The sequence below is a fragment of the Marinobacterium sp. NO-S09 genome, from assembly GCF_059179545.1.
Map to the genome: position 1 here is coordinate 786,694 of NZ_CP168954.1, position 12,515 is coordinate 799,208.

The following is a 12,515-nucleotide window of genomic DNA, read 5'->3' on the forward strand; positions in this document are numbered from 1 at the left end:
GCCAGCCACTCTAGCAGAGCGGGCGTGAGGGTGAACAGCGGGGAGAAGGGAAGCCGGCGGCAGGCCTTGTGAGCCTGCCGCCGTATGTCCTGTCAGGGACAGGGGTGTGGAGTCTTAACCGGCCTGTTTAGCCTTAAGCTCCAGACGGCGACGGTGCAGGACCGGCTCGGTGTAGCCGCTCGGCTGCTCGCAGCCCTTGATGACCAGTTCGCAGGCCGCCTGGAAGGCGATGCTGTCATCGAAGTTGGGTGCCATCGGCTGGTAGGTCGGGTCGTCAGCGTTCTGACGGTCCACAACCGCAGCCATGCGCTGCAGAGTTTCCATCACCTGCTCTTCAGAGCAGATGCCGTGGTGCAGCCAGTTGGCGATGTGCTGGCTGGAGATACGCAGGGTGGCACGGTCTTCCATCAGGCCCACATCGTTGATGTCCGGAACCTTGGAGCAGCCTACGCCCTGGTCAACCCAGCGCACTACGTAGCCAAGGATACCCTGGGCGTTGTTGTCGAGTTCCTGCTGGATCTCTTCAGCGCTCCAGTTCGGGTTCTGTGCAACCGGAACGGTCAGGATGTCGTCCAGGCTGGCGCGGCCACGGCTCTTCAGTTCCTGCTGACGGGCGAATACATCCACCTTGTGGTAGTGCAGCGCGTGCAGGGCAGCAGCGGTCGGTGACGGAACCCAGGCAGTGTTGGCGCCGGACAGCGGGTGACCGATCTTCTGTTCCAGCATGTTAGCCATCAGGTCCGGCATGGCCCACATGCCTTTACCGATCTGGGCACGGCCGCTCAGGCCACAGGCCAGACCGATATCCACGTTCCAGTCTTCGTAGGCCTTGATCCAGGCAGCGCCTTTCATCTCGCCCTTGCGGATCATCGGGCCCGCTTCCATGGAAGTGTGGATCTCGTCACCGGTACGGTCGAGGAAGCCGGTGTTGATGAAGACCACGCGCTCCTTGGCGGCACGGATACATTCTTTCAGGTTAACGGTGGTGCGACGCTCTTCATCCATGATGCCCATTTTCATGGTGTGGCGCGGCAGACCCAGTGCATCTTCGACGCGTGCGAACAGCTGGTCGGCGAAAGCGACTTCTTCCGGACCGTGCATCTTCGGCTTCACGATGTAGATGGAGCCGGTGGTGGCATTACGGAATTTGCCGTTGCCCTGCAGGTCATGCAGCGAGATCAGGGTGGTGACGACACCATCCATGATGCCTTCCGGGATTTCGTTGCCTTCGCTGTCGATGATGGCCGGGTTGGTCATCAGGTGACCCACGTTACGCACGAACATCAGGCTGCGGCCCTTCAGGGTCAGGCTGTCTCCGTTCGGTGCGGTGTATTCGCGGTCCGGGTTCATGCTGCGGGTGAAGGTCTGGTCGCCCTTGGCGATCTCTTCGGTCAGGGTGCCTTTCATCAGGCCCAGCCAGTTGCTGTAGGCCAGTACCTTGTCTTCGGCATCCACGGCGGCAACGGAGTCTTCGCAGTCCATGATGGTGGTCAGTGCCGCTTCCATCAGGATGTCTTTGACGCCGGCGGCATCGGATTTGCCGATCTGGCTGTCACGGTCGATCTGGATCTCGAAATGCAGACCGTTGTGCTTCAGCAGAATAGCGGTGGGGTTGCTGGCGCTACCGGTGTAGCCCGCGAGCTGGGCTGTATCGGCCAGACCGGTTTCGCCACCATCACGCAGGGCGACGCACAGCTGACCGTTCTGGATGCTGTAACCGGCAGAGTCCTTGTGGGACGCGCCAGCCAGGGGAGCACTTTCGTCGAGGAAGTCGCGGCCAAAGGCGATAACCTTGGCGCCACGGGCCGGGTTGTAGCCCTTGCCTTTCTCGGCGCCGTTCTCTTCGGAGATGGCGTCGGTGCCGTAAAGCGCGTCGTACAGGCTGCCCCAGCGGGCGTTGGCGGCGTTCAGCGCGTAACGGGCGTTCATCACCGGTACTACCAGCTGCGGACCGGCCATGGTGGCCATTTCAGGGTCTACGTTTTCGGTAGTGGCGGTGAAATCTTCGCCTTCCGGCAGCAGGTAACCGATCTCCTGCAGGAACGACTTGTAGTTGTCGAAGTTGAAGCTGTCGCGATTATCACGGTGCCAGGCATCGATCTGCGCCTGAATGTCATCACGTTTGGCCAGCAGTTCACGGTTACGCGGTGCGAGGTCGTGCACGATGCTGTCGAAGCGGTTCCAGAACTGCTCCACATCGACGCCGGTGCCCGGCAGTGCTTCGTTGTTAATGAAATCGTAAAGCTCTTTGGCGACCTGCAGGCCACCGACCTGTACCCGTTGGCTCATCTTCTTGCCTCAATTTTTTTATGCTCTTTCTGCTCCAAACAACCAGGAACAGAACAGGAATTCTATCCATCAAGGAATTGTGCATTGCGAAAATAGCGCATTTTTATGCGCCTGTCCCGCCTATGCGGCTAAAGTATGAAGAAATGGTGCGTTAGTGTTGTTTTCGCGTCAAATGGCGTGTTGTTGACAGTTTTTCGTGAATTTTAGGTTGTTTTTTTACAAGCTAAGGCTGCCTCGGGCAGCCCTTTGCACATGCAGTAAACAGAAAGCGGGGTCTGGGGTAGTTTTAAAACAGCCAGCTGCCTGAGTCAGACAAGGGTTGTCCCTTATCCAGCGCCTGCAGGCCTTTGACACAGCGGATGATCATCCAGATAGCCAACAGGAACAGAATAATGAAACCTATACCGATAAAGGCCAGGATGGAGCCGATGAAACTGACCAGTAATCCGATCCAGAAGGTACGGATCTGCCAGCGATAATGGTCCTGCACCCAGTCTGCGGCGTCGTTTTTATAAATGTAAGCCATGACAACACCGATGATACCGGTAATACCGGATACCAATGCGACCAGATAGAGGATGTAGACAATCTTGGCATTGTTGGCGCCGCTTTCGGGCTGCTGAACGGCGGGTGTCTCGCTCATGAGGTACTCCTTGAACCTTGGGGTGGGGGTAATCGATCTTCATACTTTGGCTGCTGAAGGTCAAACGAGTTCCTGAGCCGGATCGATGGCCTGCGCAGTCCAGTGGCTATGGATACAAAAACGGGGCCAGCTGGCCCCGTGGTGTTTACATGTAAAAGGGTAGATAGAGCGCGATTTTGGGGAAGAAGAACACCAGCAGCAAGCAGGCAAACATCAGCAGAATAAACGGCCAGACGCCGCGTACCACATCCATTACCTGCCCCCCTGCCACGGCTTGTATCACGAATAGATTGAGCCCCACCGGTGGCGTAATCAGCGCACACTCGATCATGATCACGAAGATGATACCGAACCAGATCGGGTCGATCCCCAGCGGTGCCAGTGACGGGTAGAGCACCGGCATCATGATCAACAACATGGAGATCGACTCCAGGAAGAAGCCCATTACCAGCAATACCAGGCAGACCGCCAGAATGAACAGACCGGCTTCGCCGATGTGCATGCTGACGAACATCGAGATCTCCTGCGGGATCTGATACAGCGTGATCGCCTTACCGAACACCTTGGCACCGGCCATGATCAGGAAGATGGTGATCGAGGTCTTCATGGTGTCCATGCAGGCGATCTTGAAGCCGTCCCAGGTGAAGGTCTTCAGTGCCAGCACGATCACCAGCGATACCGCGACACCGATGGCCGCAGATTCGGTTGGTGTAAAGATACCCGCATAGATACCACCGATGATCACGACCGCCAACAACAGAGTGGGCAAGGCGCGCAGGGTGGCGGCACGGCGTTCGCTCCAGTTGGCTTTGGCCACCGGTTTGCAGGCCTTGCCGAAGATGGCATAGAGGAAGCTGAAGCCGATAAAGCTACCAGCCATAATCAGGCCTGGCACCACACCGGCCAGGAACAGGTCCACGATCGACTCTTCGGTGATGACACCGTAGACGATCATCGGGATCGACGGTGGAATCAGGATACCCAAGGTACCGCCTGCAGCAATCAGGCCCAACACGAAGGGACGGTGGTAACCGCGATCGGTCATTTCCTTGATCGCCACACTGCCAATGGTCGCCGCCGTGGCCACGGAGGAGCCGGAGATAGCCGAGAAGATGGTGCAGGAGGTGATGGTGGCGATGCCCAGACCGCCGGGCCAGTGGCCGACCCAGGTCTGCACAGCGTTGAACAGGTCCTTGCCGACACCACCCTTGAGCAGGATGTTGGACATCAGCAGGAACAGGGGCACCGACAGCAGTATGAAGCTGTCGAATGACGAATAGAGCGCCATGGGCACCATCAGCGGTGAGATATCCGCCAACAGCAGCATGGCCAGGCCCAAGCCGCCGAGAACAAAGCCGACCGGAACGCCGGACAGTAACAGCATCAGCAGGGCAAAAATAATCAGTGCAACCGTCATCAGATATTCACCTCTTCAGCCGCCTGCAGGTGGCCGGTCAGGACCAGTGCTGCTTCGGTCAGGCACTGAATGAACAGCAGGCCAAAGCCGACCGGGATGGCACTCTTGGTGATCCACATGGGCAGCCCCAGCATGGAGGCGGATGCCGATCCCATGGCGATGGATTCAATGACCAGTTCACTGCCGTACCAGGTGACCCAGGCGGAGAACAGGGCGATCACCAGTAGTGACCAGATTTCGGCAACCACTCGCAGGCGTGGGCCAAAGTGGTTGATCAGCATATCGATGCGGATCAGGGCCTGATGCTGCAGCAACCAACTGGCGCCCAGGCAGGAGGCCCAGATCTGGCACAGCAGGGACAGGTCTTCCACCCAGATGGTGGGGGAGAGAAAAACATAACGGGCGATGACCTCGTAGGTGATCATCACCGCAATGGTGACGAACAGGGCCGAGGCCAGGCGTCCGCACAGGGTGACCACAGCGTGGTTGAATCTCACCCAGCCTGAGGGGTGAGATGCACGCCAGGCCTGCTTGTCGTTTGAAGAGGCGTTCACATCTGACATGGATAATTCCGACGGCTGATAACGTACAAAACGGACACCCCTGAAACAGAGGGTCCGTTAGGAAAAGCGAGAGGCCGGGTAGCCGTTAGAGCGCGCGAGCAGCGTCAACGACCTGCTTGCCCAGCGGTCCGGCGTTCTGCAGGAAGCTTTCCAGTACCGGCTGGGTCGCCTGCTGCCACTTGTTCACGTCGTCGGCGCTCAGCTCGACCACGTTCATTTCCTTCTTGGCGTTGGCAATGGCGTCGGCTTCCAGCGTCTGGATCTTGTCACGCAGCTGCTTCTCCACTTTTACGGCGGCGTTCTGCAGAATCTCGCGCTCGCCATCGGTCAGCCCCTGCCACACCTTCTCGTTGATGATGGTCATGAACTCGATGTTGGCGTGGTTGGTCAGGGTCAGGTGGTCCATGACCTGGTACAGCTTGCGCGGACCAACGGCGGTTACACCGGTCATGCCCGCATCCACGGTACCACGCTGGTACGCCAGGAACTGCTCGGAACCGGCCATTACGGTCGGCGCTGCATTCACGGATTTGGCGAATTCACCCAGGGTCTTGCCGAAGACGCGGACTTTCATGCCGTCCATATCTTCCGGCAGCTGGATAGGTTTGCTCTTGGAGAGCAGGGCGACACCACCGTATGCCTGCCACCATAGCGGGCGAGCGCCGGTTTCGATGATTTCGTTATCCAGCAGGGTACGCAGCTCGCTGCCGGGTGCAGTCGCTTTGACCACCTTGTCATAGGTGGGGAACATGAAGGGAACGTAGAACACGTCCACGGCCGGGATGGTACCGGCCAGCTGGGTTACGCTCATAACGCCCATTTCAATGGCGCCAGAAGTCACCGCGTGGTGCACTTCCTTGTCCTTGTACAGCTGAGCGGCCGGGAAAATCTGGATCTTGATGTCACCGTTGCTGGCGCTTTCCACTTCCTTCTTGAAGTCCACCAGGTTCTGGCCCAGATGGTGTTTCAGCGGCAACTGCAGGGTGACTTTCAGGGTGGTTTCCGCCAGCGCAGGCATTGCGGTCAGGGCGGTCATCAGCATGCCGGAACAGAGGATATTCTTCAGTTTCATGATCATTCCTTGTTTATAGTTTTCATAGGTGTTGGCCTGATCAGGTGCGGCCGTTTTGCATCAGCTGTTGTACCGATTCAGGGAGCGGGCGGGTCAGGCTGCGAGGGCCTGCCTTGCTGATCTGACCGGGCAGGTCGTGATCAACAATGACACCCAGCTGTTGGGATTGGTGGAGCAATCCATTCAGATCGACACCGGTTTCCAGGCCCATCTCGTCCAGCATGTGAACCAGGTCTTCGGTGCAGATATTGCCGGTGGCGCCGGGGGCAAAGGGGCAGCCGCCCAGTCCACCCAAAGACGCATCGAACTGATGCATGCCGGCGGCCAATGATGCCAGCACGTTGCTCAGGCCGAGGCCACGGGTGTTATGGAAATGCAGGGTGACTTCCAGCTCTGGCCAGCGTTGGCGCACGGCCTGACACAGGTCGAACACCTGGTTCGGCACTGCCATACCGGTGGTGTCGGCCAGGGTGATGCTGTGCAGGCCACGCTCCAGATAGGCATCGACGAAGCGAAGCACCCGGTCCTGTTCCTGATTACCCTCGAAGGGGCAACCAAAAGCGGTAGCAAGGGAGCCGTTCAAGCGCATGGAGGTACCTGCACTCATTTCGGCGATACGGGCAAACTGGTCCAGTGACTGCTCACAGGTCATGCGCATATTGGCCAGGTTATGGCTTTCGCTGACCGACATCACCAGGTTGATCTCGTCGACGGCCAGCTCCAGCGCACGGGCACAGCCCTTCTCGTTGGGCACCAGCGCCACGTATGTGGTGTCGGTATCGCGGGTGATCGCACGCATCACGTCTTCGGCATCACGCAGGTTGGGGACCGCGCGTGGCGACACGAAGGAGGTGACTTCGATCTTGTTCAGGCCCAGCTGCGCCAGGGCGTTAACCAGTTCGATCTTGGTCTCTGTGGGTACAAACGCCGGTTCACTCTGGAAACCGTCGCGTGTCACCACCTCATTGACCAGAATCGGTTGCGGAAGGTTGGCGAACATCAGAGCGCTCCCTTCTCTTTCAGGCCCTGAATGGCCGTGGCGTCATAGCCAAGACTGGACAGGATCTCGTCGTTGTGCTCGCCCAGCTGTGGGCCCAGCCAGCGCGTGGTACCCGGAGTGGCACTCAACTTGGGCACGATACCCGGCAGGGAGATCTCTTCACCATCGGGCAGCGGCTGTTCGCTGATCATGCCACGGGCACGGAAGTGCGGATCTTCAAAAATTTCAGCGGCGGTGTTGATGCCACTGGAAGGCACGGCAGCATCTTCCAGTACCTGCAGCGCATCTTTCAGGCTGCGGCTGGAGGTCCAGGCTTCGATGGCTTCGTCGAGCTCATCGCTGCGACGGGCGCGGCCATCGTTATGCGCCAGTTCAGGGTCTTCAGCCAGATCGGGTCGATCGATGGCGTTCATCAGACGTTTGAAGATGCTGTCGCTGTTGGCGGCAATGACGATGTAGCGATCATCGGCGCTGCGGTAGGTGCTGGAGGGAGCGATGCCGGGCATGCTGGCGCCGGTACGTTCGCGCACAAAGCCGAACATGCCGTATTCCGGAATCAGGCTCTCCATTACACCAAATACGGCTTCGTAAAGAGCCACGTCGACATACTGGCCCTTGCCGCCGTTTACCTTGAGGTGGTGCATCGCCATCATGGCGCCGATTACACCGTACAGGGAAGCGAGGGTATCGCCGATGCTGACACCGGCGCGGACCGGCGGGCGATCCGGGTAACCGGCCAGATAGCGCAGGCCACCGATGGACTCAGCGATGGCGGCGAAACCGGGGCGGGATGCATAGGGGCCGTCCTGGCCGTAGCCGGAGACGCGAATCATGATCAGTGAAGGGTTGATGGCCGACAGCTGCTCCCAGCCCAGATTCCACTTTTCCAGTGTGCCGGGGCGGAAGTTCTCGATGACGATGTCACAGTCTTCCACCAGCTTGTGGATGACATCCTGGGCATCGGGGTCCTTGAGGTTAAGTGTCAGGGACTTCTTGTTGCGGCTCTGGGAGTACCACCAGAGGGAGGTGTCCTTGTGCATCTTGCGCCAGCGGCGCAGGGGGTCACCGGTGCCCGGCGGCTCAACCTTGATCACTTCAGCACCGAATTGAGCCAGAATACTGGCGGCATAGGGGCCGGCAATCAGCGAGCCCAGTTCAAGCACACGTACGCCTTCAAGCGGCAGCGGCTGGTCTGCCTGTTCCTTGGCGGAGGAGGTTTCCTCGGTCATTGTTATTTCACCTTCACATCACATGGCTACAACACAGTTGTGTGAAAATGATGGTCTGTATCCCGGGAATGACAAAATGGTTAAATGTGAGGCTGCCATCTCCGTTCGCGATGGCTGGCTTTACTCGCTCAAAGTCAGGTGTTCCAGCAGGCGCCGCGTGGCCTGTGACATGGGATGCTGGTTGCTGGTGCATAACTTGAGGTTACGGCTGGCCCAGAGGTCATCCAGTGCAATGGCCTTGATGCGTTGGGTGTTTACATAGGGACGGGCAATGTCCTGAGGCATGATGCCGATACCCAGATCCTGTTCCACCATGCGCAACAAGGCTTCATAGCTGGTGACCTGAATACGCATGCGGAACGGCTTTTCCGCAGCAGAGGCCGCGTGCAGCAGCTTGTTGTTGATGGCACTGCCGGTGTGAAGGCCCACATAGTCATACTGCAGCGTATCCACGAAGGAGAGTTGCTCGAAGTCCGCCAGCGGATGCTGGTTGGCCGTGATGACGACCAGCCGGTCGGACAGGTAGGGATGTATCTGCAGGTTTTCGGTGTTGCCCAGCACTTCGGTAAAGATACCAATGTCGGCCTGGTTCTGGCTGACCGTCTCGATGATCTCGGAGCTGATCTTCTCTTCCAGCTGGATCTGAATCAGCGGATGCTGGTCCAGGAAGGCTTTCAACTGGCTGGGCAGGAACTGGGTGATGGCCGAAATATTGGCGACGATTCGCACCTCACCGCGTACCCCCTGAGAGTATTCATGCATGCGGGCATGCACTTCATCGAGCTGATGCAGCACACTGCGTGACAGCTGGGCCAGTGCCTTGCCGGCCTGGGTGCCTTCGACACCGCGGTTGGTGCGGGTCAGCAATTGCGCATTGAGGTTGGCCTCCAGTTCGCTGATACGCTTGCTGACAGCCGAGGCGGCAATGTGCTCCTGATCGGCGGCTGCGGCAATGGTGCCGGTTTCCAGAACACGAACAAAGAGGCGCAAAGAGGTGGGGTCCAGGCGCATACAACAGCTCCGAGTAAGGAAGGGGGAGCTCGATTCTATGCGCTTGGATAGATCCCTCGCAATTGTCTATTTGGCGCGATGCAGGTGGACATCCAGCTGCGGGAAGGCGATCTCGATGCCCTGTTCGTTGAACAGTTCGTTGATCGCCTTGTTCAACTCACCGGTAACCGGCACCCGGTCGGCCATACTGCTGACAAAGACGCGCAGATCGATATTCAGCGTGCTGTCGGCAAACTGGCGGAAGTAGGCGTCCGGCTCCGGATCATCCAGCACCCGCTCGTTGGCCTGCGCCGCCTGCAGCAGCAGCTTCTCGGCCAGGGCGACATCGCTGCCATAGGCCACACCGATGGTAATCACCACGCGGGTGGTGGCATCGCTGAGCGACCAGTTGATCAGCTGCTCGGTGATGAAGGTCTTGTTGGGAATGATGACCTCCTTGCGATCCCAGTCGGTGATGGTGGTGGCGCGGATCTGAATGCGCGACACGGTGCCGGTCACGTTGCCCAGCGTCACCGTATCGCCGATACGGACCGGCTTCTCAAACAGGATAATCAGGCCGGACACGAAGTTGGCCACAATCTCCTGCAAGCCAAAGCCCAGCCCCACACCCAAGGCTGCTACCAGCCACTGCAGCTTGCTCCACTGCACACCAAACTGGCTGATGGCCACCAGCACACCGACCATGATCAGGGAGTATTTCAGCAGGCTGGTGATGGCATAGCCGGTTCCGGGTGACAGGTCCAGATGGCGCAGGGCCAGCAGTTCCAGCAGGCCGGGCAGGTTCTTGGCCGCCAGCAGGCTGACCAGAATGATCAGGGCGCCCACCACCAGGTCACGCAGGGTGACATGGGTGAGAACTTCCTGGTCACCATTAACCTCGAAGCTGCTCCAGAGCTGGACGCTCTCCAGTACCTGCAGGGTGGGCAGGAAATCACCCAGTGTCAGCCACAACGAGGTACCCAGCAACACGACAATGGCGGTTTTAAGCAGCACGCGGGACTGGTCCGAGATCGCCTGAAGATCCAGGTAGTCCTCGCTCAAGGGTGGGGTTTCCTCCTTGTTCTCACGGGCCGCCAGAATTTCGGCACGGCGCGTACGGGCACGGCTGAAGGCCAGCCGTCGCTCCTCGATCAACAGCCAGCGCAGCCCCAGTTTGAACAGCAGGAAGGTTCCGGCACCCTGCAGAATCACCACCAGCAGGATCAACATGAAGAAGAGCGCGGTGAGGGTGTATCCCCAGAGCCCCAGACCAAACATGACCAGGTTGAACGCCAGGATCAGGCCGATCCACAGGTGGGCATTGAGCCACCAGTGGCGCTGCTGGGTCAGTTGCTCAAAGGTGTGGCTCACCTTCCAGAAACCACGCCAGAACAGCATCAGGCTGGCGACCAGCGCCAGGAACAGCAAACGGCCAAGCCCGCTCTGCAGCTCGATGGCGTTGTAGTTATCGGTGATCAGCAAGAGGGACAGCAGAGGCAGTGACACCCAGAACAGCAGGTGCAGCTGTCGGCGCATCACCTTGGCCAGCACGGCGGGGACGGAAAAGTGGCCACACAAAAGCCCATCGGGCACTTTCAGCCAGAGCAGTGCCATCAGGTAGCATTGCAGGCTCAGGGCCCAGAGCAGCAGCAACTGGCTGAACAGCATATGGCTGGGATGCCCCGTGTTGAGTCCATAGCTGCGCAACAGCAGCAGTAGTGCCGGCACCGGCGCTGCTACCAGTACGCCTGACAGCAACAGCCTCAGGGTGCGGCCAAAGCGGTCATGCACCACATTGCCAATCTGTTGTTGCCAGCGCTGACGGTTGTTTTTCTGATAGCGGTGAATGAAGAACGCGAGAATCAGCAGGAGGATCGTGAAACCGAGCAGGGAACCGAGGTTGGCATCCTCGGCCAGCATCGGTGTGGCCCGAAGCTGCTGAACCTGGGTTTTGAACAGATCCAGTCCTGCGGCAATTTCGCCCGGCCACTGCCAGGAGACCGGTGGCGATACCGGTAACCAGAGCAACTGTCGGTTGATCAGGTGGCGGGCCTGCTGCAGGCGCTCGTTGAACTGCTCCTTCACGGCCAGCAGTTGCGACAGTTCGCTGAGCAGCTGTTGGCGGCCATCCTGTAGCTGGTTGCGCAGTGCCTGTTGGTTTTGAGTCAGCTGGGCATGGTAATCCCGTTGCACCTCGCTCAAATCACTGTCGGCAAGGGTATCGGCACCTGCCTGACCCAGGCGGCTGAACTCCAGACTGCTGAGGCGCAACTCATTCAGGGCGCGGTGGGTGGCATTGAGATCGGCCGGGCGTGAAAGCTCAAGGGTGAAACGGCGCAGGTCATAGCTGGCGCTGTAACTTTTCAATTCCAGTTGCTGCTGAATGACCTTGTAGCCCTTGCTGAGCAGATCCAGCTTGTGCTCCAGTGCGGTTCGCTGCTGCTGGGTTTTGCTGGCGCGTTCGAGCAGGTCGCTGACCTCCTTGCTCATGCGGCGATTATCCTGCAGCAACGCGGACAGTTGAGGGTGCTGAAGGGCCGCATTGACCGGTTCTTTCAGGTTGCTCAGTGTCGTTTCCAGCTCCTCGCGCAGCATCTGTTTGCGCTGGTTGAGCATCGCCTCCAGATCAAGGCTGGCTTGCTTCAGCTGGAGTTGCAGCTGCTCCAGTTGCAGCTCGGCCAGTTCGGTCTGGCCCGGCAGTGCCAACAACTCCAGCTCCAGAGCACGGATATGGCTGCTTTTGCTTTCCTGCAGGGCGTTCTGCAATTGCAGGCGGGCATCGTTGAAGGTGCGGCCGCTTTGCTCGGGCGGCATAGGGGGTAAACTGGGCGAAGACTGTTTCAGCTCCGCCAGTTGCTCGCGCAGACTCAGCTGTTTCTGTTTGTTGAGCTCAATCTGCTGTGCCTTTTCCTGTTGCTGCTGCTCCAGCTCCAGTACCGAGGCGCGCTTGAGGATAATCGCCTGCTCCAGATCGGAACGGCCTAGATCCCGGTAATTTCTGTCCTGCTCGCTGTTATGTGCCTGTTCCAGTAATTGCTGCTGGCGCTTCAGCTCATCCGGCTGCCGCTCCAGCTGTTTTTGCAGGGTGTCGGCTCTTTCCTGATATTGCTGACGGTTCTTCAGGGCGCTCAGTGTTTTCTGATACAGCTCCCGCAGTGCCGCCTGTTCACCCTCGGCATCAGCCTGCTGCTCGATCAACTGTTCGAGTTGCGCAATGTCTTCCTGCGGGGAAGCGGCTACAGTTAAAGAACAGGCCAGCAGCATGCTCAGCATCAATAGCCAGTGGTGGATTAATCGTTTTGTCATCATCCT

At 58.8% G+C, this 12,515-nt stretch carries 9 protein-coding genes; all 9 read right to left on the reverse strand.

The features are described 5' to 3' along the window. Positions 1 to 114 precede the first annotated feature (114 nt). The 9 genes from O3C79_RS03820 to O3C79_RS03860 all read right to left on the reverse strand — a co-directional run bounded on the left by O3C79_RS03820 (position 115) and on the right by O3C79_RS03860 (position 12,509). A complete protein-coding gene (locus tag O3C79_RS03820) occupies positions 115 to 2,289 on the reverse strand; it encodes a malate synthase G (RefSeq protein WP_494384870.1) in 2,175 nt (724 codons plus the stop codon). Between the two features lie 286 nt (positions 2,290 to 2,575). Then, positions 2,576 to 2,932, reverse strand: coding sequence for a DUF4870 family protein (locus O3C79_RS03825; RefSeq protein ID WP_494384871.1), 357 nt, complete (start codon positions 2,930 to 2,932; stop codon positions 2,576 to 2,578). Between the two features lie 145 nt (positions 2,933 to 3,077). Beyond that, complete coding sequence (locus tag O3C79_RS03830) at positions 3,078 to 4,349, reverse strand: TRAP transporter large permease (RefSeq protein ID WP_494384872.1); 1,272 nt, start codon at positions 4,347 to 4,349, stop codon at positions 3,078 to 3,080. Further along, entirely contained in the window at positions 4,349 to 4,912 is a 564-nt protein-coding gene (locus O3C79_RS03835; RefSeq protein WP_494384873.1) for a TRAP transporter small permease, read from the reverse strand. The genes O3C79_RS03830 and O3C79_RS03835 overlap by 1 nt, the downstream gene beginning before the upstream one ends. Positions 4,913 to 4,997: 85 nt before the next feature. Beyond that, positions 4,998 to 5,984 (reverse strand): TRAP transporter substrate-binding protein, encoded by a 987-nt coding sequence (locus O3C79_RS03840; protein ID WP_494384874.1) that lies wholly within the window; start codon positions 5,982 to 5,984, stop codon positions 4,998 to 5,000. Between the two features lie 40 nt (positions 5,985 to 6,024). Next, entirely contained in the window at positions 6,025 to 6,984 is a 960-nt protein-coding gene (locus O3C79_RS03845) for a hydroxymethylglutaryl-CoA lyase (protein ID WP_494384875.1), read from the reverse strand. Continuing rightward, positions 6,984 to 8,213 (reverse strand): CaiB/BaiF CoA transferase family protein, encoded by a 1,230-nt coding sequence (locus tag O3C79_RS03850; protein WP_494384876.1) that lies wholly within the window; start codon positions 8,211 to 8,213, stop codon positions 6,984 to 6,986. Before O3C79_RS03850 ends, O3C79_RS03845 begins: the two co-directional genes overlap by 1 nt. Before the next feature lie 120 nt (positions 8,214 to 8,333). Continuing rightward, complete coding sequence (locus tag O3C79_RS03855; RefSeq protein ID WP_076465366.1) at positions 8,334 to 9,224, reverse strand: LysR substrate-binding domain-containing protein; 891 nt, start codon at positions 9,222 to 9,224, stop codon at positions 8,334 to 8,336. A 66-nt stretch (positions 9,225 to 9,290) separates the two neighbouring features. Further along, positions 9,291 to 12,509 carry a mechanosensitive ion channel domain-containing protein gene (locus tag O3C79_RS03860; RefSeq protein ID WP_494384877.1) on the reverse strand — a complete coding sequence of 1,073 codons (3,219 nt, stop codon included), beginning with the start codon at positions 12,507 to 12,509 and terminating at the stop codon, positions 9,291 to 9,293. Positions 12,510 to 12,515 lie beyond the last annotated feature (6 nt).

Excerpts from the sequence above, each read along its gene's own strand:
- O3C79_RS03820 (WP_494384870.1), bottom strand. The coding sequence starts at position 2,289 with ATGAGCCAACGGGTACAGGTCGGTGGCCTGCAGGTCGCCAAAGAGCTT.
- O3C79_RS03825 (WP_494384871.1), bottom strand. The coding sequence starts at position 2,932 with ATGAGCGAGACACCCGCCGTTCAGCAGCCCGAAAGCGGCGCCAACAAT.
- O3C79_RS03830 (WP_494384872.1), bottom strand. The coding sequence starts at position 4,349 with ATGACGGTTGCACTGATTATTTTTGCCCTGCTGATGCTGTTACTGTCC.
- O3C79_RS03835 (WP_494384873.1), bottom strand. The coding sequence starts at position 4,912 with ATGTCAGATGTGAACGCCTCTTCAAACGACAAGCAGGCCTGGCGTGCA.
- O3C79_RS03840 (WP_494384874.1), bottom strand. The coding sequence starts at position 5,984 with ATGAAACTGAAGAATATCCTCTGTTCCGGCATGCTGATGACCGCCCTG.
- O3C79_RS03845 (WP_494384875.1), bottom strand. The coding sequence starts at position 6,984 with ATGTTCGCCAACCTTCCGCAACCGATTCTGGTCAATGAGGTGGTGACA.
- O3C79_RS03850 (WP_494384876.1), bottom strand. The coding sequence starts at position 8,213 with ATGACCGAGGAAACCTCCTCCGCCAAGGAACAGGCAGACCAGCCGCTG.
- O3C79_RS03855 (WP_076465366.1), bottom strand. The coding sequence starts at position 9,224 with ATGCGCCTGGACCCCACCTCTTTGCGCCTCTTTGTTCGTGTTCTGGAA.
- O3C79_RS03860 (WP_494384877.1), bottom strand. The coding sequence starts at position 12,509 with ATGACAAAACGATTAATCCACCACTGGCTATTGATGCTGAGCATGCTG.